This window comes from Protofrankia sp. CiP3, assembly GCF_917627345.1.
Taxonomy (GTDB): Bacteria; Actinomycetota; Actinomycetes; order Frankiales; family Frankiaceae; genus Protofrankia.
In genome coordinates this window covers 91,187-113,144 of the sequence record NZ_CAKJTM010000012.1, presented here as the reverse complement: position 1 = coordinate 113,144, position 21,958 = coordinate 91,187, and the positions used below count along the sequence as shown (strand labels likewise).

The window sequence follows — 21,958 nt, the reverse complement described above, 5'->3', positions numbered from 1 at the left end:
CCTGGTAGTTGCCGAGCATGCGCAGGTCCAGGGCGAGGTTGTTTGCCGAGCCCAGGGTGTTGGGGTGGTCGTCGCCGAGGATCCGCCGCCGGTGGGCCAGGGTGTCTTCGTTGAGGGTGCGGGCGGCCTGGTGGTCGCCGAGGGCGTGTAGGTCGAGGGCGAGGTTGTTGGCCGAGCGCAGGGTGTTGGGGTGGTCGTCGCCAGAGACACGCCGTGAACGGGCCAGCGTGTCCTCGTTCAGCTCCCGGGCGCTTTGGAGGTCGCCGAGTGCGTGTAGGTCGGCGGCGAGGTTGTTCGCCGAGGTCAGGGTGTTGGGGTGGTCGTCGCCGAGGACTCGTCGTAGGTGGGTCAGGGTGTCTTCGTTCAGGACGCGGGCGGCCTGGTAGTTGCCGCGGAGGCGGTAGGCGGCGGCTATGCAGTAGCCGGCGGCGAGGCTGTCGGGGTGCTCGTCGCCAAGGGCGGTGGACCAGCGGGTGTGCAGGATACGGCCCAGTGTCCCGGCGGCGCGGGAGTCCCCACGGGCGTCCAGGTAGTAGGCGGTGGTCAGCAGCAACTGACGGGCGTCGTGGCCGATGTCGACCGCGGGGCTGTCGGGATGCAGGGCCGGGGCGGTCAGCACCTGCGGGGCGAGGACAGCCCACCGTGGCCAGCCTGCCGGATCCCGATAGCCGTCGGGCTGGTGGGCGGCCAGCAACGCCCGTACGGTCGAGGCGGCGCTCTCGGCGAGGGCGGAGGGCTGGTGGGCGCGGATGACGGCCGCGACGAGACGATGCAGCTGGATCGTGTCGCTGTCGCGCCGGGCCAAACTGTAGGCAAGGACCGCGCCGAGGATGTCATCGAGATCCGCGCTGGGGTCGGTGCCGGCCACCACGTCATGCAGCGGTGAGCCGAGCAGATCAGGATGATCATTGATCAGGGCCAGCGGGATGGGTTCGGGGCCGAAGTGAGCGCACAGGTCCAGCATTGCCACCGCGGCGGGGCAGTGGGCGCGCAGGCGGTCGAGGGCGAGGGACCAGACGGTGTCGATGGTGCGGCCATAGACGAGATCGACCCCGCGGGTGAGCATCTGAGCCCGTCGGCTGCGGAACTTCGCCAGGTAATCGGCGGGAGCCAGCCCGGTGGTGTCAAGGTAGGCTGCGACCTGTTCCAGCGCGAGGGGCAGGTCACCGAGGTCGTCGGCAAGCTGGTCGGCGATGGTGGGGCCGATGCCGGGGATACGCCGGCCCAGCAGGGCGACCGCCTCGTCGCGGGGTAGGACATCGACGTCGATGCGGTCGGCGAGCCCGCCCCAGCCCGGATACCGGGAGGTGATCAGAATATGGCCGGGGCCGTCGGGGAGCCAGGGCCGTAGCCCGGCCGGTTCGTTGGCGTTGTCGAAGATCAGAAGCCAGCCGGGATGCCGGCGCAGCCAGTCCAGCACGGCTGCGGCGTCGTCACCAATCCGCCCAGTGGTGGGTAGCCCGAGGTGGGGGGTGAGGGCGGCGAGCTGTTCGCCGATCAGATCGGTCTGTTCGGCGTCAATCCAACCGATCAGGGAGTAGTCGGCGGCGTACCGGTGGGCGTACTCGATCGCGAGTTGGGTTTTCCCGACGCCACCGAGGCCGTGTAGAGCGGTGACCGCTATCGATACCCCGTCGGCCAGGCCAGCCCGTAACTGGCCCAGGAGCGTCGCGCGGCCGGTGAAGTACCGGTTGCGGGCTGGGACCGTGAACACGGTGGGTAACTGGCCGGGGAATGCGGTGCCTGTCACCGGGGCTGGGGGCGGGGTGAAGCTGCCGGGGAAACCGGTCGACACCCGGGCGACCGGGACCAGCGCGGTGGCTTCCAGCAGCCGGCGCCGCGCGGTGGCCTCATCCAAACGGTGCAGGTCGCGGTAGCCGATCGTGGCCAGCACGGTGGGGATCGTGCAGTCGGCGACGCGCAGCGGGATGAGTTTCCTCCCGGCCAGCGCCGCGGTCCATTCCTGGGTGCACCAGTGCGAGTCGAAGTACGCCGGGGAGCAGAGCGCGATCGTGCGGGCGGCGGTGTCCATCCGCAGTTTGATCCATAGGACGAAGTTCTCCCCGGTGGGGGAGTCCCACGCCTGCACCGCCACTGTGCGGCCCTCGGTTTCCAGGACCTCGGCGACCCAGGTCGCCCATGCCTCGTCCGCGCTGGTGTAGGAGATGAAGAAGTCCACCCGCGCCAGCCCGTCCGGCTGGTCCTCTTCCATGCCCACCCCAGCAGCGTGCCACCCCAGCCGCGGACCGTCACTGACCGGACGGGACGGGATTAGGCCAGGTCAGGGCCGCTGGTCGGGCGCGGGCGCCGCCAGCGGGTCGCGGCCTCGCGCAGGTCCATCGCCAGCACGTCGTTGACGGCGGCGAGATCGACCACCAGATCGACCAGCGCGGGCCCGTCGAGGCTTTCGAGGAAATCCCGCAGGTCGATCGGTTGGCCGTCGGCGTCGTAGAAGCCGTCATCGCTGCTGTCGAAGTCGTCGTCGTCCTCACCCGGGTCGATCGCCCCGGTGGCCACGAGCGCCAGCGCGACCGCGTGTGCGCAGAACTGCTCGACGGCACCTGTCGGACATGTACAGGTCGACCCCGGCGTCCCATCGATCACTGACAGCTGGGTCTGGGTGGGCTGGTCACCGTCCACGGTGCCGGAGGCACTGCTCGGCCGGATCCGCAGATCGCCGACTCGGCCCTGCAACGCGAGGGCGACGCCGCGGGTGAACTCTCCCAGGCCCGCGAGGCGAGCGCACTCGTCCTCGTCGAAAACGGCGTGCAACGGGGTGATGGCGATGTCGTCATGTCCGTTTGACCCCGACTGGTTGACGATCATCGGGCAATTCTACGAGACCTGCCACCGGCAGGCACAGGGCCCCGACACCTCGGGCCGCAGCTCACGCCCGACGCCACTCTGCCAGAGCCGCCCTGGCGATGCTGGACGTGACAGGCTCGGGTCCATGGCGGTGGTGGGTATCGGGGTGGATGTCGTCGACGTCGAGCGGTTCGCCGCCGTGCTGCGCCGAACCCCCTCGCTCGCCGATCGGCTGTTCACCAGCGGCGAGCGGGCTGTCGAGGCGCCCGAACGGCTTGCCGCGCGATTTGCCGCGAAGGAGGCGTGCGCCAAGGCGCTGGGAGCGCCGCCCGGGATGTCCTGGCACGATGCCCAGGTCGTCACCGACCCGAGCGGGCGTCCGCGACTGCGGCTCAGTGGCACTGTGGCGGCCGTGGCGGAGGGCCTTGGCATCCGCTCGTGGCACCTGTCCCTGACCCATGACGGTGGCGTGGCGATCGCATTTGTGATTACCGAGAACTGACCTCGGCTGTGGTGGCCCACCGGTTGCCGAGGAGCGCTGACGGAGGTCTGGGATGTGCGTCCGACGGTTCGACGGAGCACCTTCTCCGCGGCGAGCATGACGGCTATGAGATTCGCACATTCGGTAGCCCAGGTGCGGGATGCCGAGGCGCCTTTGCTCGCCGGCCTGCCGCCGGGCGCGCTGATGCAGCGGGCCGTCCACGGCCTGCTGTCGCATGCGGCGCGCAGGCTCGGCCGGGTGTATGGCGCCCGGGTCGTCATCCTCGCGGGGAGCGGTGACAACGGCGGTGACGCGCTGTGGGCGGGTGCGCGGTTGGCGGCCAGGGGCGCCCGGGTGGACGCCCTTGCTCCCGGGCGTACGCATCCAGCCGGGACCGCGGCACTGCTCGCGGCGGGCGGGCGCCTGCACTGCCTGCCCGGTCCAGGCCCGGCCGGCGCATGGCCGCCGCTTCCTGGCCGGCCGGTCGGCGATGACACCGCCGCCGGCCTGCTGACCGCGGCGGACCTGGTCCTCGACGGCATGCTCGGTATCGGGGGGAAGGGTGACCTGCGTGCGGGCCACGCCCGGCTGGCCGGGCTGTCCCCGGCCGGGCGTACCGTCGCCGTGGATGTCCCGAGCGGGGTGGACGCCGACACCGGCGCGGTGGCGGGCGCGGCCATCCGCGCGAGCAGCACCGTGACGTTCGGAACCCACAAGCGTGGGCTGCTGATCTCGCCGGGGGCCGACCACGCGGGCCGGGTGGAGCTCGTCGACATCGGGCTGACGCTTCCTCCGCCGGATCTGGTCGCTCTTGATGACGCCGAGGCGGCCCAGCTGCTGGCAAGCCCCCGCCCTACGGACTCCAAGTACACCCGGGGCGTGCTGGGGCTGGTTGCCGGCAGCGACGCCTATCCGGGTGCCGCGGTGCTCGCCACCGGCGGGGCGCTGCGTGGGGCCGCGGGCTATCTGCGGGTGGTGAGCACCGGGGCCGCCGCCGATCACGTGCGTCGCGCGCATCCCGAGGCTGTGGTCACCGAGATCGGCCCTGGTGACGGCGAGGCGGTTGTCGCGGCCGGCCGGGTGCAGGCGTGGGCGGTCGGTCCTGGCCTGCCGCCGGACGGCGAGACGGCCCGGGTGGTGGTGGCCCTGCTGGCCGGCGAGCTGCCTGTGCTGCTTGACGCGGGCGCGCTGGGCGCGCTGGCGGGAGATACCCGGGCGGTTGCCGCGCTGCGGGATCGGGCCGCGCCGACACTGCTCACGCCACACGAGGGCGAGTTCGTCCGGTTGGTCGAGGCGTCGTCGCACCGGGAGGCCGCGGCGATTGCCGAGGAACTGGCCGCGGACAGGTTGGGGATGACGCGGCGCGTCGCCGCCGAACTCGGGGTGACCGTGCTCCTCAAGGGCAGCCGTACGTTGATCGTCGACCCGGGCGGGCAGGCACGGGTGAACACCACCGGGACGCCGTGGCTGGCGACGGCGGGCAGCGGCGACGTCCTGACCGGGCTGTGCGGCTCACTGCTCGCCGGTGGGCTGACTCCGCTGGACGCCGGCAGCGTGGGCGCGCATCTACACGGCCGGGCGGCGCAACGGGCCGGCCATCCGTTGGCTGCCTCCGAGCTGGTTCCGATGCTGGCGGCCCGCGGGAGCCGCCGGGCCGGCGGCAGCCGTTGACCGAACCGTGGCTGGTCCTGCCAGCTCGCCCCGCCGGGGTGCGATGTGAGCCGGATGTAGCGCCTCGGTGTGATCCGGCCGGGCGCTGCTTGTTACCGTCGGAGTACGTGCGCGGGTGGCCGGCGGCCGCGCGGAATAAGAGCGCCCGGCAATAGGGGCGTGGATCAAGGAGCGGGGCTGGGGTGCGTGCATCGCGAGGCGGAGGAGGGAGTCACCCTGGTGTTGGGTGGCGACCGACGACAACGCGGTGAGGTGCGTGCCCTAGCCCCGCGACGCCGCGTCCCCTGTTGCCGGTCGCTCTAAGGCTGAGAATCGCGCGTCCGGGGGCGGCCAGGCTGCTCTGGGCGGGTCAGGAAGGCACAGGATGACACCGCAGAGTGAGGACCTGCCCGCGTGCGCGGTTATAGATCTTGATGCGGTCCGTGAGTCCGTGGCGACGCTGGCCGCCCGAGCGGGGAACGCCGCGACCATGGCGGTGGTGAAGGCCGACGGCTACGGCCATGGAATGATCGCCTGCGCGGGCGCGGCGCTGGAGGCCGGCGCGAGCTGGCTGGGGGTCGCGGTCATCGCGGAGGCACTTGCGCTGCGCGCCGCCGGGATCACGGCGCCGGTGCTGGCGTGGCTGGTCACTCCCGGGGAGCGGCTCGCGCAGGCGATCGCCGCCGACATCGACCTGTCCGCGTCGGCACCCTGGGCGCTGGCGGAGATCGCCGCGGCCGCGCGGCTGACCGGCCGTGCCGCGCGCGTCCACCTGAAGGTCGACACCGGCCTGAACCGGGCGGGGGCGACCGAGGCGAGCTGGCCAGCCCTGTGTGACACGGCGGCGGCGCTTGCCGCCGACGGCCTGATCGACGTGGTCGGTGTGTGGAGCCACTTCGCCTTTGCGGACTCACCTGGTCATCCGACCGTCCGTGCACAGATCGGCCGTTTCGCGGATGCGGTGGCCGTCGCCGAGAAGGCCGGTCTGCGACCGTTCGTACGGCACCTGGCCAACTCGGCCGCGACCCTGCTCAGCCCGGACGCGCACTTCGACCTGGTCCGGCCGGGAATCTCCGTGTATGGCCTGTCGCCTGGGCCCCGGGCCGGTTCTCCCGCAGCCCTCGGCCTGCGTCCGGCGATGACGCTCACCGCGCGGCTGGCGCTGGTCAAACGGGTACCGGCGGGATGCGGGGTGTCTTATGGCCACCGTTATGCCACCTCGGCCGAGGCGACTCTCGCGTTGGTGCCGCTCGGGTACGCCGACGGCGTACCCCGGTCGGCGGGCAACACGGCCGAGGTGCTGGTGGCCGGCTGCCGTCGGCGTATCGCCGGGACGGTGTGCATGGACCAGTTCGTCGTGGATGTCGGCGATGATCCGGTCCAAGCGGGCGACCAGGTCGTCCTGTTCGGGCCGGGGGCGCACGGCGAGCCGACCGCCACCGACTGGGCGGACGCCCTCGGCACCATCAATTACGAGATTGTCACGAGGATCGGCGCCCGGGTCCCGAGGGTGTACGTGAACGCCCCCCGCGTGGCCAACTCGGCCGGGCCGGCCGGGCCGGCTGGCTCCGCCGGGCTGGAAAACGGTCTGCCGTGAGCGTGCCGCTCGATGAGGACGGCCTGCCGCCCGGTGGGCCGTGGGCGGCAGCTTCGGCCCAGGCGCTGGGCGCCGGGCGGATGCTTGCCCGCGGCGGCCGCGCTGTCGCCGGCTCGCGGGCCGCGCGATCGGTGACCTTCGCCGGGCTTGCCGCGGCTGTCGTTGCCGGCGCGGCGGCGCGGCGGCGGGTCCGGCCCCGTTCCGGCCGGACAGCCGAGCTGGCCGAGCCGGGGGAGGGACCGCTGGCCGAGCCGGGAGACGACGATCTTGTGCCGCTGGTCGGGGGGGAGCCGACCACCGTGGTCGCTTCGGACGGCGTGCCGTTGCACGTCGAGGCCGTCGGGGATCCCGGTGCCGCGCTCACCCTCGTCTTCGTCCACGGCTTCTGCGTCAGCCTCGACTTCTGGACGTTCCAACGTCGAGAGCTCGCCGAATGTGGCCGGCTGGTGTTCTACGACCAGCGGGCCCACGGTCTGTCCGGCGCATCGGACGTCGCGGCGTGCACGATCGAGCAGCTCGGTGATGATCTGTATCAGGTGCTGGCCCAGGTGGTGCCGACTGGACCGGTGCTCCTCGTCGGGCACTCGATGGGCGGAATGACGATTCTCGCGTTGGCCGACGCGCACGCGGAGCTGTTCGGCGGCCGGATCGTCGGGGTCGGGCTCCTGTCGACCAGCGCGGGCAGCCTGGCCACGGTCACCTTCGGCCTGCCGGTGGCGGCGACGAAGATGCTGCGCACCACGCTGCCCGGTCTCGCGGTCGGCATGCGGTACGCCCCCACGCTGCTGGAGCGGGGCCGCCGCCATGGCAGTCAGGTAGCGTGGGCCGCGACCCGTCGGATCGGCTTCGGCTCGGCCGCGGTCGGGCCGCCGCTGGTGTCCTTCCTGGAGAAGATGGTGGCCGCGACGCCGCTGCACGTGATGGCAGCCTTCCTCCCAGCGCTGATCAACCATGACAAGATCGCCGCCGCGGCGGCGTTGGTGACGACCCCGACGCTGATCCTCGTCGGTGACGCTGACGTCATGACCCCGTTGGAGCACAGCCGGACGCTGAGCGAGCTCCTCCCCGAGGCGGACCTGGTGGTTCTGGCGGGGGCTGGGCACGCTGTCACCCTTGAGCGCCCCCACGAGGTCAACGAGGCACTGCGCGCGCTGGTGAACCGGGCGACGGCCCGGCCGCGAGGCCTGCCGCGCCCGCCGGGGTCCCGCATCCAGGCCGCGCCCGCCCGCCATGACCACGGCCCGGACGACCTCCGGACCCGGACATCGTGACCGGCCCGCCCTGGCCTGTCTCTTCCGTCGCCCGAAGCGACGGAGAGGCCTGGCTGGTCGAGGCTCCGACAGCGCAGTCCATGCGTGCTGTCGGCCGTCGGCTGGCCGGCGGGCTGCGAGCCGGAGACCTCGTGATACTTGCCGGGCCGCTCGGCGCTGGCAAGACGGTCCTCGTCCAGGGCATCGCCGCCGGGCTGGGTGTCACCGGGGCGGTCACCTCGCCGACCTTCGTGATCGCCCGGGTGCACGATGACGGCCGGGTGCCCCTGGTGCATGTGGACGCCTACCGGCTGGGTGCGGTCGTCGAGGTCGAGGACATCGACCTCGACGCCGAGATCGAGACGTCCGTGACGGTCGTCGAGTGGGGCTCGGGACTGGTGGAGGGCTTGGCCAGCACGTATCTGCGGGTCGAGATCGAGCGGTCGCCCGAAGCCGTGCCGGGGCTCGGCGCTGGCGCCGAGGACTGTGGCGACGGGGGCGTCCGCGTCGTCCGGATGGCTGGCAGCGACGGTGAATGGTCAACCCGCCTGCGGTCGTTGTGGGCGGCGGCCGGGGAATAGCTCGGTCACCGACCGCAACAGCCGCGGGCCGGAATTGTTTGATCATGCGATTTGATCGGCGCGACCGGCCAGCTAGGCTGTCAGGCGTGCTGCTTCTCGCTGTTGACACGGCGACACCTGCCTGTTCGGTCGCTCTCGCGAACGTCGAATGGGCCGAGCCGGTCGCCGGCACGGGCGTTGTGCGGGTGACCCGTAGGGCGGCACGTCAGGTCGTGGATCCACGTAGGCACGCGGAGTTGCTGGTACCGCTGGTCCGGGAGGCGCTGGATGAGGCGTCGGCATGCCCGGCCGATCTCGACGCGCTGGTGGTGGGCCTCGGGCCGGGGCCGTTCACGAGTCTGCGGGTCGGCGTGGTGACCGCGGCCGCCTTCGCGGACGCTCTCGGCCGGCCCGCCTACGGCGTGTGCTCGTTGGACGGCATCGGCGCCGACACGTCGGGCAGGGTGGCCGTGACGACCGACGCGCGGCGCCGGGAGGTGTACTGGGCGGTGTACGACAACGGTGAGCGGGTGGCCGGGCCGTCCGTGGGCCGACCGGGGAGCGTTGTCGACGAGTTGCGGGAGATGGCGGTCTGCCGGGTGGCCGGACCGGGTGCGCAGCTGTACCCGGACGTTTTCGCCAGCCTCGGGGAGCCGGTGGAGCCGGTGGCCGGCCCGGGGTATCCGTCCCCGGTCACCCTCGCCCGCCTGGCCGGCGCGGACGTTCTGGCCGGCCGGCCGCCCGCGCCGCTCGTCCCGTTGTACCTGCGCCGGCCGGACGCGGCCGAACCGCGCCCGCCGAAAGCGGTGGCTGTGTGACCGGCCAGTTGACGATCAGGACAGACACGGTGACCGAGGATTCGCCGGCACCTGGGCGTGGCGAGGTGGCGCTTGTGCGCCTGCGCTGGTGGCATCTCGATGATGTTGTCGAGCTGGAACGGGACATCTTCGCCGAGGACGCCTGGACGGCCGAGCTGTTCTGGTCGGAGCTGGCACAGGGACTGGCGCGGCACTATCTGGCCGCTGTGCGCGCCGGGCAAGTCGTCGGTTACGGCGGGCTTGCCGTCCACGACGGCGAGTCCTATGTGCAGACTCTCGGCGTCACCGCGGGCTCCCGCGGCAACGGGGTGGGCACCCGGCTGCTGGCCGCTCTGCTGCGCCATGCCCGGATGTGCGGTGCGCGCCGTTGTGACCTGGAGGTACGGACCGACAACAGCACGGCCCGAGCTCTCTACCACCGGTTCGGCTTCGTCGATCTCGGCCTGCGCAGGGGCTACTACCAGCCGTCAGGGGCCGACGCCTACGTGATGTCGGCCCGTCACATAGACACCCGTGACTACGGCGAGATGCTTGACGCGGTGGAGTCGACGGTGTCCCGGTGAGCGGAGTCCGCGCCGGCCACGTCCCCCCGGTACGGGGTAACGGGCCGTCGGTGCGGGGTGACGCGCCGTTGGTGCTGGGTATTGAGACCTCGTGCGACGAGACCGGAGTGGGCCTGGTCCGGGGCGGGCTTCTGCTCGCGGACACCCTCGCGTCATCTGTGGACGAGCACGCGCGTTACGGCGGGGTGATCCCGGAGATCGCCGCCCGTGCGCACGTCGAGGCGATGGTGCCGGCTGTCGACCGGGCACTGTCCCAGGCGGGGCTGCGCCATCGTGACGTGGACGCGATCGCGGTCACCGCCGGTCCGGGCCTGGCCGGGGCGCTGCTCGTCGGAGTGGCCGCGGCCAAGGCATACGCGTTCGCGCTCGACGTCCCTCTTTACGGGGTCCATCATCTGGCCGCGCATGTCGCGGTGGACACCCTTGAGCACGGGCCATTGCCCGGCCCGTCCATGGCGTTGCTGGTCTCCGGCGGGCATTCCTCCCTGCTGCTGGTGCCGGACCTCGCCACGGGCGAGGTGATCCCGCTCGGGGCCACGGTCGACGATGCCGCGGGCGAGGCGTACGACAAGGTTGCCCGGCTGCTCGGGATGCCGTTTCCCGGCGGGCCGCCCATTGACCAGGCGGCCCGGGACGGGAGCCCCACGATCGCGTTCCCGCGCGCGAAGGCGGGCGACGGTACTTTCGACTTCTCCTTCAGCGGGCTGAAGACCGCGGTGGCCCGGTGGCTGGAGGCGCGCAACCGGGCGGGTGAGCCGATACCCGTCGCGGCTGTCGCCGCGTCGTTCCAGGAGGCTGTTGTGGATGTGCTGACGGCCAAATCCGTCGCGGCCTGCCGGTCGCACGGGGTCGACACCCTCGTGATCGGTGGGGGGGTGGCGGCGAACAGCAGGCTGCGGTCGCTCGCGGCGGCGCGCTGTGCGGCCGCTGGTATCACCCTGCGGGTGCCCCGGCCTGGATTGTGCACCGACAACGGCGCGATGGTCGCCGCGCTGGGCTCCCTTCAGGCCGCCGCCGGTGTCACCCCGTCCTTGCTGGACATTTCCGCTTCCTCGACCCTTTCGCTGTAGCCGGCTCTGAGAGCCGGCGGGACTGTGATCGTGCGCTCTCTGGCCAGGCCTTGTTGCGTGCCGGTACCTCGTTGGTCGTGCCTTGCCCACCGTGGTCGAAGATGTGGGTGTGGTTGATGTGACGCGCATGTGGGAGGCCCATGCGGCCGATGGCTGCCTGGAGGACCTCCTGGCCTGGTTGGACCAGGCGCTGGGAGATGCTCCGGCGGAGGTCTACCGCGGTGCCGGCGGCAATGGTGACGTGGTTGTCGTACTGCTTCATCCGCATGGCGGCGGACTATCGGTGGGCAAACCATCGGCCGCTGCCGCCGGGTCTGTTCTCGATGGTGTTCCGCCGAGCTTTCTCGCGCGTTCCGCGCGGGAGTGGGACTTCGTGCGCGTATCGTCACGCGGACCGAATACCGATGACCAGGAGGGGGCCTGATGAAAAGAAGCGTTGTCACCGGAGGTGCGGGTTTTCTGGGATCGCACCTGTGCGAGCGGCTGTTGACCGAAGGCCATGAGGTCCTTTGCCTGGACAACTTTGTCACGGGGACCCCGGTGAACGTCGCTCATCTTGCGGACCGCGAGTGCTTCCGATTGATCCGCTGTGATGTGACGGATTACGTTCATGTTCCTGGTCCGGTCGACTACGTGCTGCACTTCGCGTCGCCGGCAAGCCCGATCGACTATCTGAATCTGCCGATCCACACCTTGAAGGTGGGCTCGATCGGTACGCTGCACGCCCTTGGCCTGGCCAAGGAAAAAGGCGCGCGTTTCATACTGGCGTCGACCTCGGAGGTCTATGGTGACCCGCAGGTCCATCCGCAGCCGGAGAACTACTGGGGCCATGTCAACCCGGTAGGTCCGCGGGGTGTGTACGATGAGGCGAAGCGGTTCGGCGAGGCGCTCACCATGGCCTACCGCCGAAGTCACGGTGTGGATACCGGAATCGTCCGGATTTTCAATACCCACGGGCCGCGGATGCGCCCTAACGACGGCCGTGCGATCCCCGCCTTCGCGACCCAGGCGTTGCGCGGCGAACCGATGACGGTGGCGGGTGACGGCAGCCAGACCCGGTCGATCATCTACGTCGATGATCTGGTTGAGGGAATCGTGCAGATGATGTTTTCTGGTCATCCTGGTCCGATGAATATCGGGAACCCGTATGAGCTGTCGATCATCGAGCTCGCCGAGCTCGTCCGTGAGGTCGCCAAGAGTGAATCGAAGATCTCATTCATTCCGCGGCCGGAGGATGACCCGACGATCCGGCAGCCGGACATATCGCTGGCCCGCGAGGTTCTCGGTTGGGAACCAGTTGTCGACCTGCGGACCGGTCTTGACACCACGGTCTCCTGGTTTCGTGAGCATCCCGACGTCCTGCACCGGGACTGACGTCCCGTACCGGGACTGGCGCGGCGTCGTTGTGGGCGCGGGCACGACGGGTATCGGCCGGGCGGGGCGAGTCCGGCCCGCTGTGGCCAGCCCGGCCGCCCGTGGCCGCGACCGGGCTCGGCGGGTTGGCCGACGCCTTCCGCCTGGGCTCGCTTGACAGTTCTGGCTGTGTTGGTTGACGTGGGCGAGGCGGGTGCTAAGTTGGCACTCGGCACACGAGAGTGCCAGCGACAACAGGCGCCTGTTCACCCGCGACGGCAGGCCGCCAGGGTCGCTCTCTCATCCAGCGCAGGAAGGGGGAGGTCGATCGTGACGACCGCCACCAAGGTTGCAATCAAGCCACTTGAAGATCGCATTGTCGTCCAGCCGTCAGATGCCGAGCAGACCACCGCGTCAGGTATTGTGATCCCGGATACGGCCAAGGAGAAGCCGCAGGAGGGCACTGTGCTCGCGGTCGGGCCGGGCCGGTTCGAGGATGGCAAGCGGGTCCCGCTTGACGTCAAGGTCGGCGATGTCGTTCTGTACAGCAAGTACGGCGGTACCGAGGTGAAGTACGCCGGCGAGGAGTACTTGGTTCTCTCCGCCCGCGACGTGCTGGCGATCATCGAGAAGTAGGTCTGTCTCCAGCAGGATCCAAGGGCGTGTTTCGCCGTTCTGGATGGCATTCGTCCGGATCGGCGGAGCACGCCTGATCGCCGTTAGGGCGTGCCTCTCGAATCCCGCTCGCAGCACCCCACCCGCATGCTCCGCGTCCGTGTGGGTTCCTGCTCCCGGAGTCCATCGAGCGATTTCCCGGAGGCACGCCCAGAGCCTGTCTGACTGGATATTGGGCGAAGCGATCGAAGATCGATCAGACAGGCCCACGGGCCAGACATGCCCTGAGCCGGTTCGGGAGGACCACGTATGCCCAAGATTCTGACATTCAGCGAGGACGCTCGCCATGCGCTTGAGCATGGCGTGAACGCTCTCGCGGACGCTGTGAAGGTGACGATCGGCCCGCGTGGCCGCAACGTCGTCATCGACAAGTCCTATGGCGCGCCGACAATCACCAACGACGGGGTGACGATCGCGCGCGAGGTGGAGCTGGACAACCCGAACGAAAACCTTGGCGCCCAGCTCGTCAAGGAGGTCGCCACCAAGACCAACGACGTCGCTGGCGACGGCACCACGACCGCGACCGTGCTCGCTCAGGCGATGGTGCGCAGCGGTCTGCGTCACGTCGTGGCCGGGACGCCGCCGGTGTCGCTCAAAGCGGGTATCGAGGCCGCGGTCGTGGCCGTCTCCAACGCCCTGCTGGAGCAGGCCCTGGAGGTGGACTCGAAGGAGGTCATCGCGCACGTCGCGGCTATCTCCGCCCAGGACGCGAAGGTCGGCGAGCTCATCGCCGAGGCGATGGACCGGATCGGCAAGGACGGCGTGATCACCGTCGAGGAGAGCCAGGCTCTCGGTCTGGAGCTTGAGCTCACCGAGGGGATGCAGTTCGACAAGGGATACATCTCCCCGTACTTCGTCACGGACCCCGAGCGCATGGAGGCCGTCCTCGAGGACGCCTATGTGCTGCTGCATCCGGGCAAGATCAGCGCGCTGAACGACGTTCTTCCACTGCTGGAGAAGGTCGTGGAGGCACGGAAGCCGCTGTTGATCATTGCTGAGGACGTCGAGGGGGAAGCCCTGTCGACCCTTGTCGTCAACGCGATCCGCAAGACCTTCCAGGTGGTGGCGATCAAGGCGCCGGGCTTTGGCGATCGCCGTAAGGCGATGTTGCAGGACATCGCCATCCTCACCGGGGGGCAGGTCGTCGCTGCCGAGGTTGGCCTTAAGATCGATTCGGTCGGGCTCGCCGAGCTCGGCCGGGCGCGCCGGATTGTCGTCGACAAGGACACTACGACCATCATCGACGGCGCTGGTGACGAGACGAGCCTCGCCGACCGGGTACGTCAGCTCCGCGGGGAGATCGAGGCCAGCGACTCGGACTGGGATCGCGAAAAGCTCCAGGAGCGGGTGGCCAAGCTTGCCGGCGGCGTTGCCGTGATCAGGGTTGGGGCGTCCACCGAGGTTGAGCTGAAGGAGAAGAAGCACCGTCTGGAAGACGCTGTGTCCGCCACCCGCGCCGCGGTGGAGGAGGGCATCGTGGCTGGCGGTGGGTCGGCGCTTGTACACGCGGGTGCGGTACTCGACGGCGGTCTCGGGCGTACCGGCGACGAACTGGCCGGCGTGCGGATCGTTCATGACGCGCTGAGTGCCCCGCTGACCTGGATCGCGAACAACGCCGGTCAGGAGGGTGGGGTGATCGTCGCGCGGGTGAAGGAGCAGCCCGTCGGGAGCGGCTTCAACGCGGCTCGGGGCGAGTTCACCAACCTGATCGCGGACGGCGTGGTCGACCCGGTGAAGGTGACCCGCTCGGCCGTTGCCAACGCCGCGTCCATCGCCGCCTTGTTGCTCACGACCGAAAGCCTGGTCACGGAGAAGCCGTCCAAACCCGCCGCTGACGCCGGGCACGGTCATGACCACGGCCATTCGCACGGCGCCGGGTTCTGAGCTGTCAGGATCATCCTGCTTGCCAGGATCAGGATCCTGACGAGGATTCCCCAAAGCCCGGTAGGACGTTCGGCGTCCTACCGGGCTTTCTCGCGCTTCCCGTCGATTTCACCAGGCGTTGCGTTCACACGTCGCGGGTGACCCGATCCATGCGATGGATCCGTCCGTGTATGTCAGGGCATAACGCCCGCGTCCGGTCGACCTAAAGATCATCGATGCGCCACCACGCTCCCGCCCTGCGGCGTGTTTCGGACGTCGCCGTTCGATCAGGGAGCCGCGTCCAGGTGGTTGCTGGCAAGGCCGCGGGCCACACCGATACCGGATGGGTCGCACCGGTGTGGCGGCGAACACGACCAGGGGCCGCCTGGACGCGGCGAGCCGGACAGGCGGCTGTCGAAACACGCCTTAACAGGCCGGAGCCAGGCCGGGGCGTGACGGGTTGTGCCGCGCCGCGCCGCGGCGCGTCCGGCCGGTCAGGATGCCTTCTCGTTCGGACTCGCTCAGCCCGCCCCACACCCCGTAGGGCTCGCGGGCGTGCAGCGCGTGCTCGGCGCATGCCTGGATCACGGGACACCGTGCGCAGACGGCCTTTGCGGCGGCTTCACGCGCCGCGCGGGCCGGGCCCCGCTCGCCTTCCGGGTGGAAGAAGAGCTCCGTGCTCTCTCCACGGCATGCACCGTGAAGCTGCCATTCCCACTTCTCGGCACCGGGGCCTGGAAGTCGTCGGACGTCGGTCATCGGTCTGAGCCCCCCTCTCAACCATGGGCGGCTGGCGCCGCAGCTACACCGTAGTGCCGCGCCATATGTTGTTCAACACAGAGAATCATTCGGCGCGTGGTCGGTCGGAGCCGGTTCGTCGCCAAGTTGTGGGTACGGTCGCCGAGAGCCACCATGAGCGCTGTGACCCCCTCCCCGGAGCCGGCGGAGCGCAACCCGCGGTACACAGTCGCGGCGGTTGCCCGGCGGCTGGGCGTCGCGCCCGCGACCCTTCGCACGTGGAACCGTCGATACGGGCTCGGTCCAGCCGACCATGTCTCCGGTACCCGCCGCAGGTACGGTCCACACGACCTGGCCCGCCTGGAGTTCATGTGCCGGCTGACACAGGACGGGATCGCGCCCGCCGAAGCGGCCAGAATCGCCAGGAGCACACTCATCGATGATCTACCGGAATCGCGCTGGCCGCGATCGGCTCCGGGAATTGATGATCGACCGTGTGTCATCGGACCCGGACCCGGACTGTCCGCGGGCGGAGCTGGCCGCGGGCAACCGGGCCAGGCGGGTAGCGGCGAGCACGCCGGGGCCGTGACCTCGGCGGACGACGATTGTGGTGGCCTCGACGAGCCGGCGGTTGCGGACCTGGCCGGGGCACGGGGGTCAGGCGGCCGGGTGCTGCGGCTGGCGGATGCCGGCATCGCGGCCCGTGGGCTTGCTCGTGCGGCGATGGCGCTCGACTCGTCGGCGGTGACCCGTATTCTGGCCCATGCCGTCGCGGCTGATGGTGTTGTCGCAGCCTGGCAGGAGCTTGTGTGCCCGGTACTGGTCGCTGTGGGCAGGCGATGGGAACAACGTGGCGACGCCGTCGATGTCGAACATCTGCTCAGTGACTGCGTGGCTGCGGTGTTCCGCCGGGCCGCGGATCGCGAGATCGACGGTCATGGCCGACCGGTGTTGCTTGCGTGTGCTCCGGCCGAGCAGCACAGCCTCGCGCTGACCGCACTCGCCGCGGGCCTTGCTGAGCGGGGGGCGAGCGTTCGCGTACTCGGCGCCGCGGTGCCGATCACCGCGTTGCGCAATGCGATCGTCCGCGTTGGACCGGTAGCTGTCTTCCTGTGGTCGCAGCGTCGGACGTCCGCGGATGTGCAGGTGTTGACTGGCTTACCGGTGACCCGGCCGCCGACATCGATCGTTGTCGGCGGCTCAGGCTGGCAGCGATCGACTCTTCCGGGGCGCGTCCGTCATGCGGGATCCCTGCGCGAAGCCCTCGACCTTCTTACCGGAGCCCCGCTCCAGGGTTAGCACGTGCCGCCCGGACCAGGGTGAAGGCATGATCCGAAGCAGGCCGGTGATCTTTGGCTAGCGGGAATCGGCTTCCGAGGCTTCACTTGTCTCGTAGACGCCGTCGGCGTAACCACGCGCATAGTCCCAGCTGGCGTAGGACGATGGGTCCGGAGCGTACGCGGGTTCGTGGACCCGGGCACGGCCCTCGTCGAGGAGGTAGCGGAGGTTGCCGGCGAGCAGGTCCCAGTCGAAGAAATGCGGTTCCGCGCATCCCTCGCAGTCGACGATGAGGCCGCGGTAGCCGCGGGGCTCCAGCAAGGTCCGGAAGACGTCGAGGTCCCCGAGTTCGGCAAGTATCTCCTCGCGCTCGTGCGGCGAAAGAGGCCCCAGCAGCTCGGTGTCCTCAACCGGGTCGAGGCGCGCGAGCTCTGCTGTCGGGTCCTCGGGGTCGCCCGCGAACGGGTCGAGAGGCTCGTCGCTCACGTCGCCCACGCTACGCCGGAGCAAGCCCCTTAGTGGTCCCGATGGGCGACTCCAGGGGGTTGGCCGGTTTCGGATCGCGTGTTTCAACCTGTCCGCGAGACCGTTTTACGCATCTCATACGGCTGGCGGCGCTGGATTACTGCGTAGTACGACATATCCGGCACTGGATTGGTGGTTCCGGTTCACTGGTCCCGCCTGCTGCCGGGGCGCCGATGCCGCTAGGCGGAGAGCAAAGCTGATCGTTTTTTGGCGGTCCTCTCCGCGCGGGTGCGCGACGATGGTCTTTCTTCCGCTTCCGCGCGCCCGCGCGCCCTTGCCGGCGGTCTTGGGGGTCCTAGGATGTGCCCGTAGGGCTCTCGTGCCGGTGCCTGATTCGCGTGCCCGGCGGCTCATGGCCGCAGCCGGCGCCAGGACGGCGTTCCCGCCATGGGGCCGCGGGCGTTCTGGGCAAAGCGCGGGGATATGGTTTTGATCGTTATGGGGAGTGGCGAGGTGCGGACGGAAGGTGCCATGAACAGTCCCGTTGTCCAGTCGATCGGGTCCGAGCCAGGGTCGATGCCGTCGGCGAAGCTGGCCATGCTGGGGCTGACCTTCGACGACGTATTGCTGCTGCCAGCGGAATCGGACGTCATGCCGGCGGATGCCGACACGTCCACCCGGTTGTCCAGGCACATCCGGCTGGCTGTTCCGTTGCTGTCCTCGGCGATGGACACCGTCACCGAGGCGCGGATGGCGATCGCGATGGCCCGGCAGGGCGGCGTGGGAGTGCTGCATCGCAACCTCTCCATCGAGGACCAGGCGCAGCAGGTCGACGTGGTGAAGCGTTCCGAATCAGGGATGATCACAACGCCTGTTACCTGCGGCCCGGATGCCACCATCGAGGACGCCAACGAGCTCATGGCCCGCTACCGCATTTCCGGGGTTCCGGTGACCGAACCGGATGGCCGGCTCGTGGGAATTGTCACGAATCGTGATATTCGATTTGAGCGGGACTATTCCCGGCTGGTGCGTGCGGTCATGACACCGATGCCGCTCGTCACGGCGCGGGTCGGGGTGTCCGCGGACGACGCGCTGTTGCTGTTGCGCCAGCACAAGATTGAGAAGCTTCCCCTGGTGGACGACGGTGACCGCCTGCGCGGACTGATCACGGTCAAGGACTTCACCAAGCGTGAGCAGTATCCGCAGGCAACCAAGGACGCGGATGGCCGGCTGGTGGTCGGCGCCGCCATCGGGGTGGGGGATGACGCCTACAAGCGCGCGCAGATGCTGGTAGCGGCGGCCGTCGACTTCCTGGTGGTGGACACCGCGCATGGCCATGCGCGGGCTGTGCTGAACATGGTGCGGCGTATCAAGTCAGACCTGCCGACCCGCCTGGACGGTGGCCCTCTTGACGTGATCGCGGGCAATGTCGCGACCGCGGACGGCGCACGCGCGTTGGTCGACGCCGGTGCCGACGCCATCAAGGTGGGGGTGGGGCCCGGCTCGATCTGCACGACCCGGGTCGTGGCCGGGGTCGGGGTCCCGCAGGTCACCGCGATCTACGAGTGCGCGCGCATCGCGCGGCAGGCGGCCGTCCCCGTGATTGGTGACGGCGGGATGCAGTACTCCGGCGATATCGCCAAGGCGATTGCCGTTGGTGCTGACTCGGTGATGCTTGGCAGTCTTCTTGCCGGAGTTGACGAGAGCCCAGGCGAACTGATCTTTATCAACGGCAAACAGTACAAGGCATACCGCGGGATGGGGTCGTTGGGCGCGATGCGCGGCCGGGGTACGGCTCGCTCCTATTCAAAAGACCGCTACTTTCAGGATGATGTTCTCTCCGACGACAAGCTTGTTCCGCAAGGTGTCGAGGGGCAGGTGCCCTACCGGGGGGCATTGGCCGCGGTCGCGCACCAGCTGGTCGGAGGCTTGCGCGCGGCTATGGGATACACCGGTTCGGCGACGATCGGCGCTCTCCAGCAGGACGGCCGGCTGGTGCGTATCACCTCGGCTGGGCTCAAGGAGAGCCATGCGCACGACATTCAGATGACCGTCGAGGCGCCGAACTACAACACTCGATGATCAGCATATGTGCCGTGGCCGGCCCGCGCGCGGTCAGCCGGTTTCCGTCGGCCCGGTCCCCGGTGGCAGGCCTCTGATGGCAGGCGCCCGGTGAGACATCCCCGGTGAGAGGACACAGTGACTGAGGTCGAGATCGGGATCGGGAAGAGCGGCCGCGTCGCCTTCGGGCTGGACGCCCTGGGCATCGTGCCATCGCGGCGGACCCGCGACCCCGCGGACGTCTCGCTGGCCTGGGAGATCGACGCCTATCGTTTCGACCTGCCGGTTGTCACCGCCCCGGCGGACGCGGTGACCTCGCCGGTGAGCGCCGTGAGCGTCGGTGGGCTCGGTGGTCTGGGCGTCGTCCACGTGGAGGGCGTGTGGAGCCGGCATGAGGAGCCTGATGCGCTGCTGGCGGAGCTCGCCACCCTCGACGCTGATGCGGCCACCCGGCGGCTGCGCGAGCTCTATGCCGCGCCGATCCAACCGGAGCTGGTGGTCAAGCGGCTGGCGGAGATCCGCGAATCCGGAGTCGTCACCGCTGCCGCGCTGCGTCCCCAACGGGTCGGGGCGCTATACCCGTTCCTCCTCGAGGCCGGTATAGACCTGCTCGTCATCCATGCGCCAGCCGTGTCCGCCGAGCACCAGTCGCGGGCGGGCGAACCGTTGAACCTCAAGCGGTTCATCGGTGAGCTCGATGTGCCGGTCCTGGTGGGCGGGTGCGCGTCCTTCTCGACGGCCCTCCATCTGATGCGGACCGGGGCGGCTGGTGTGATCGTGGGTGTCGGACCGGGCGGGGCGGACACCACCCGCGCGGTGCTCGGGGTCGGGGTTCCGATGGCGACCGCCATCGCGGATGCGGCCGGGGCGCGCATGCGCTACCTGGATGAGTCCGGTGGCCGTTATGTCCATGTGATCGCCCATGGCGGTATGCGGACGGGCGGCGACATTGCCAAGGCCATTGCCTGTGGCGCTGACGCGGTGATGCTCGACGCGCCGCTGGCCGCCGCGGCCGAGGCGCCTGGCCACGGCGGCTACTGGTCCATGGATGTCCTGCATTCACGGCTGCCCCGCGGTGTCTGGGAGCGTGTGCCTGTCACCGGGACGCTGCGCGAGATCCTGTTGGGCCCGGCGGCGGTTAATCCCGGCACCCTGAATCTGGCTGGTGCTCTGCGGACCGCTATGGCCACCACCGGTTATGCGACGGTGAAGGAGTTGCAGAAGGCGGAAGTTCTGATCACCTCTACGCTCTGTTGACTGCCTGGCCTCCCCTGCCGGTTGCCGTGTTTTCTGCCGGTCTCCCGACCGGGCCGCGCGAGCCGGCGGTCAGCCCGCGATTGGGAGGCTCCCGCGGCAGGGCGCTCGTAGTCGGTTGTGCGACAGGTAATTTCCGGCGATACGGGCATAACGGGCGTTTCCGGCCTGGTTCAGATGCCGGGGTGACGTCGCCTTCAGGCGGCATGGCACCCTGGAACCGTCTGTTTCGGTCCGAAGGATGACACATGCGCATCGACGAGCACGGTCGCTGGGTCAGCGATGACGGCGCTTACGTCTGGGATGAGGCCGCCCAGGCGTGGCAGCCGTCGGCGCCGCGTCCCACCGGAGCGGCGGGATCCACGGCTGCCCCCGGTACCGCCGACCCTGCCACGGATGGCATCGTGGTCGAGTCCACCGGCGCTTTCTCGTTGCTTTCCCTCCCGCAGAGCACAGCGGCCCTGCCCGCGGCGGACAATCTTTCGGTGGCGGGTGTGGACTGGCCGCGGTCGATTCGTGACGCTACGGGGGATTCCGGCGTCGGGCCGGGCACCCAGCCGGCCGTCGTGGGGGGGCTGGCCAGCCCTGCCGGGTGGGACCGGCCCGATGGCACCCTGACCGGCGCTGACCTGACCGGCGCTGACCTGATTGGTACCGACCTGATCGGCACCGGTGTCCCCGCGGCGGGCAGGGCATCCGGGGATCCCGCCCCGGTACCTGACCCGATCGCCGGGGCCTGGCTCGCGGGGGCTGTGGGGGAGGGTGACATCCCGGCTGGTTCCGGTGGTCTTGCCGGGGCTGATGTCCTCGGCGGCCGGGTGCCGGGCGCCGAGAGGATGTCACCAGGCCTCAGCCAGCATGCCCAGGATGATCCCGTAACGTCCGCCCCGGGGTGGGACCCGGCTGAACGCGACCGTGGTGACCGTGCCCCTGCTGCTGCGCTGGAGGCGGGGGCGCGCGGCCGCACCGGCTCCAGCGGCGCGCGTACCCATGGGCGTCGGCGACGCGCTACGACGAGTGCCCGAGTGACACGGTCCGGCCCGTCGACCGGGCCCGCCGACGGGGAGACCCGCGGGTTCCCGCGCGGTATCCCACCGCTGCCGCGTTCCGCGCTTATCGGTGGAGCGGCGGTTTTGGCGCTTCTGCTCGGCTTCGGTGGGTGGCTGCTTTTCGGCCACGCTGGTGGGCACACCGTGAGCCGCGGACCGGCCAAGGCTGCGGCGAGTGCTTCGGCGGGATACCCGCGGCAGTACTCCGCGCCGGTACGCACGGCCTATCTGGAGGAGTGCGTCCAAGTCAGCGGGGGGCTGCGGGCCTACTGCGCATGCACGCTGGAGAAGCTGGAAGCCACCTACCCGGAGGACCAGTACGTCGCCTTCAACAACAATGTTAATTCTTCCGACTCGACCAAGGTCGTTCGTGAGATCGCGGACCAGTGCGTGAGCGCCGGATGATGAACACTAGTGTATACTTGGTC

At 69.8% G+C, this 21,958-nt stretch carries 20 protein-coding genes; 16 read left to right on the top strand and 4 right to left on the bottom strand.

The features are described from left to right. Positions 1-2,212: FxSxx-COOH system tetratricopeptide repeat protein (gene fxsT, locus MJ797_RS07265; protein WP_239333033.1), on the bottom strand; the 2,212-nt coding region annotated here is incomplete at its 3' end. 59 nt (positions 2,213-2,271) lie between these two features. Next, entirely contained in the window at positions 2,272-2,826 is a 555-nt protein-coding gene (locus MJ797_RS07260) for an SWIM zinc finger domain-containing protein (protein ID WP_239333031.1), read from the bottom strand. 124 nt (positions 2,827-2,950) lie between these two features. On the opposite strand from MJ797_RS07260, the gene MJ797_RS07255 reads away from it, so the two are divergent. From MJ797_RS07255 to groL, 12 genes are all read left to right on the top strand, one after another. Next, positions 2,951-3,307, top strand: a complete 357-nt coding sequence (locus tag MJ797_RS07255; RefSeq protein WP_239333029.1) for a holo-ACP synthase — start codon at positions 2,951-2,953, stop codon at positions 3,305-3,307. Between the two features lie 105 nt (positions 3,308-3,412). Continuing rightward, complete coding sequence (locus MJ797_RS07250; protein ID WP_239333028.1) at positions 3,413-4,957, top strand: NAD(P)H-hydrate dehydratase; 1,545 nt, start codon at positions 3,413-3,415, stop codon at positions 4,955-4,957. Positions 4,958-5,321: 364 nt separating this feature from the next. Next, positions 5,322-6,533, top strand: a complete 1,212-nt coding sequence (gene alr / locus MJ797_RS07245; protein ID WP_239333026.1) for an alanine racemase — start codon at positions 5,322-5,324, stop codon at positions 6,531-6,533. Beyond that, a complete protein-coding gene (locus MJ797_RS07240) occupies positions 6,530-7,804 on the top strand; it encodes an alpha/beta fold hydrolase (protein WP_239333024.1) in 1,275 nt (424 codons plus the stop codon). Before alr ends, MJ797_RS07240 begins: the two co-directional genes overlap by 4 nt. An 80-nt stretch (positions 7,805-7,884) precedes the next feature. Beyond that, positions 7,885-8,364: a tRNA (adenosine(37)-N6)-threonylcarbamoyltransferase complex ATPase subunit type 1 TsaE gene (gene tsaE, locus MJ797_RS07235; protein WP_239333047.1), complete on the top strand. Its 480-nt coding sequence runs from the start codon at positions 7,885-7,887 to the stop codon at positions 8,362-8,364. A gap of 86 nt (positions 8,365-8,450) precedes the next feature. Further along, positions 8,451-9,161 carry a tRNA (adenosine(37)-N6)-threonylcarbamoyltransferase complex dimerization subunit type 1 TsaB gene (tsaB, locus tag MJ797_RS07230; protein WP_239333022.1) on the top strand — a complete coding sequence of 237 codons (711 nt, stop codon included), beginning with the start codon at positions 8,451-8,453 and terminating at the stop codon, positions 9,159-9,161. Further along, positions 9,158-9,724 (top strand): ribosomal protein S18-alanine N-acetyltransferase, encoded by a 567-nt coding sequence (gene rimI, locus MJ797_RS07225; protein WP_374581646.1) that lies wholly within the window; start codon positions 9,158-9,160, stop codon positions 9,722-9,724. The genes tsaB and rimI overlap by 4 nt, the downstream gene beginning before the upstream one ends. A 50-nt stretch (positions 9,725-9,774) precedes the next feature. Next, the gene (tsaD, locus tag MJ797_RS07220) at positions 9,775-10,794 is read left to right on the top strand and encodes a tRNA (adenosine(37)-N6)-threonylcarbamoyltransferase complex transferase subunit TsaD (RefSeq protein WP_239333043.1); all 1,020 of its coding nucleotides are present in this window, start codon (positions 9,775-9,777) and stop codon (positions 10,792-10,794) included. Positions 10,795-10,903: 109 nt separating this feature from the next. Further along, complete coding sequence (locus MJ797_RS07215) at positions 10,904-11,218, top strand: hypothetical protein (RefSeq protein ID WP_239333020.1); 315 nt, start codon at positions 10,904-10,906, stop codon at positions 11,216-11,218. After that, positions 11,218-12,168, top strand: coding sequence for a UDP-glucuronic acid decarboxylase family protein (locus MJ797_RS07210; protein WP_239333018.1), 951 nt, complete (start codon positions 11,218-11,220; stop codon positions 12,166-12,168). Before MJ797_RS07215 ends, MJ797_RS07210 begins: the two co-directional genes overlap by 1 nt. 306 nt (positions 12,169-12,474) lie before the next feature. Further along, entirely contained in the window at positions 12,475-12,783 is a 309-nt protein-coding gene (gene groES, locus MJ797_RS07205; protein WP_043604033.1) for a co-chaperone GroES, read from the top strand. A gap of 288 nt (positions 12,784-13,071) precedes the next feature. Beyond that, a complete protein-coding gene (gene groL / locus MJ797_RS07200) occupies positions 13,072-14,706 on the top strand; it encodes a chaperonin GroEL (RefSeq protein ID WP_239333016.1) in 1,635 nt (544 codons plus the stop codon). Positions 14,707-15,111: 405 nt separating this feature from the next. On the opposite strand, the gene MJ797_RS07195 is transcribed toward groL, so the two are convergent. Continuing rightward, entirely contained in the window at positions 15,112-15,444 is a 333-nt protein-coding gene (locus tag MJ797_RS07195) for a WhiB family transcriptional regulator (protein ID WP_239312986.1), read from the bottom strand. Between the two features lie 153 nt (positions 15,445-15,597). On the opposite strand from MJ797_RS07195, the gene MJ797_RS07190 reads away from it, so the two are divergent. After that, positions 15,598-16,722, top strand: coding sequence for a MerR family transcriptional regulator (locus MJ797_RS07190; protein WP_239333014.1), 1,125 nt, complete (start codon positions 15,598-15,600; stop codon positions 16,720-16,722). A gap of 57 nt (positions 16,723-16,779) precedes the next feature. On the opposite strand, the gene MJ797_RS07185 is transcribed toward MJ797_RS07190, so the two are convergent. Continuing rightward, positions 16,780-17,196 (bottom strand): DUF5319 domain-containing protein, encoded by a 417-nt coding sequence (locus tag MJ797_RS07185; RefSeq protein ID WP_308128289.1) that lies wholly within the window; start codon positions 17,194-17,196, stop codon positions 16,780-16,782. Positions 17,197-17,697: 501 nt separating this feature from the next. On the opposite strand from MJ797_RS07185, the gene guaB reads away from it, so the two are divergent. The 3 genes from guaB to MJ797_RS07170 all read left to right on the top strand — a co-directional run bounded on the left by guaB (position 17,698) and on the right by MJ797_RS07170 (position 21,935). Continuing rightward, positions 17,698-19,248, top strand: a complete 1,551-nt coding sequence (gene guaB, locus MJ797_RS07180) for an IMP dehydrogenase (RefSeq protein WP_305039688.1) — start codon at positions 17,698-17,700, stop codon at positions 19,246-19,248. Positions 19,249-19,365: 117 nt separating this feature from the next. Then, the gene (locus tag MJ797_RS07175) at positions 19,366-20,484 is read left to right on the top strand and encodes a GuaB3 family IMP dehydrogenase-related protein (RefSeq protein ID WP_239333010.1); all 1,119 of its coding nucleotides are present in this window, start codon (positions 19,366-19,368) and stop codon (positions 20,482-20,484) included. A 245-nt stretch (positions 20,485-20,729) separates the two neighbouring features. Next, positions 20,730-21,935, top strand: coding sequence for a hypothetical protein (locus MJ797_RS07170; protein ID WP_239333008.1), 1,206 nt, complete (start codon positions 20,730-20,732; stop codon positions 21,933-21,935). Positions 21,936-21,958 lie beyond the last annotated feature (23 nt).

Bases quoted from the DNA above. Each gene is read 5' to 3' on its own strand.
- MJ797_RS07170 (WP_239333008.1), top strand. From the start codon at position 20,730: ATGCGCATCGACGAGCACGGTCGCTGGGTCAGCGATGACGGCGCTTAC.
- MJ797_RS07195 (WP_239312986.1), bottom strand. From the start codon at position 15,444: ATGACCGACGTCCGACGACTTCCAGGCCCCGGTGCCGAGAAGTGGGAA.
- tsaE (WP_239333047.1), top strand. From the start codon at position 7,885: ATGCGTGCTGTCGGCCGTCGGCTGGCCGGCGGGCTGCGAGCCGGAGAC.
- MJ797_RS07250 (WP_239333028.1), top strand. From the start codon at position 3,413: ATGAGATTCGCACATTCGGTAGCCCAGGTGCGGGATGCCGAGGCGCCT.
- alr (WP_239333026.1), top strand. From the start codon at position 5,322: ATGACACCGCAGAGTGAGGACCTGCCCGCGTGCGCGGTTATAGATCTT.
- guaB (WP_305039688.1), top strand. From the start codon at position 17,698: ATGAACAGTCCCGTTGTCCAGTCGATCGGGTCCGAGCCAGGGTCGATG.
- MJ797_RS07210 (WP_239333018.1), top strand. From the start codon at position 11,218: ATGAAAAGAAGCGTTGTCACCGGAGGTGCGGGTTTTCTGGGATCGCAC.
- MJ797_RS07190 (WP_239333014.1), top strand. From the start codon at position 15,598: ATGAGCGCTGTGACCCCCTCCCCGGAGCCGGCGGAGCGCAACCCGCGG.
- MJ797_RS07260 (WP_239333031.1), bottom strand. From the start codon at position 2,826: ATGATCGTCAACCAGTCGGGGTCAAACGGACATGACGACATCGCCATC.
- groL (WP_239333016.1), top strand. From the start codon at position 13,072: ATGCCCAAGATTCTGACATTCAGCGAGGACGCTCGCCATGCGCTTGAG.
- MJ797_RS07255 (WP_239333029.1), top strand. From the start codon at position 2,951: ATGGCGGTGGTGGGTATCGGGGTGGATGTCGTCGACGTCGAGCGGTTC.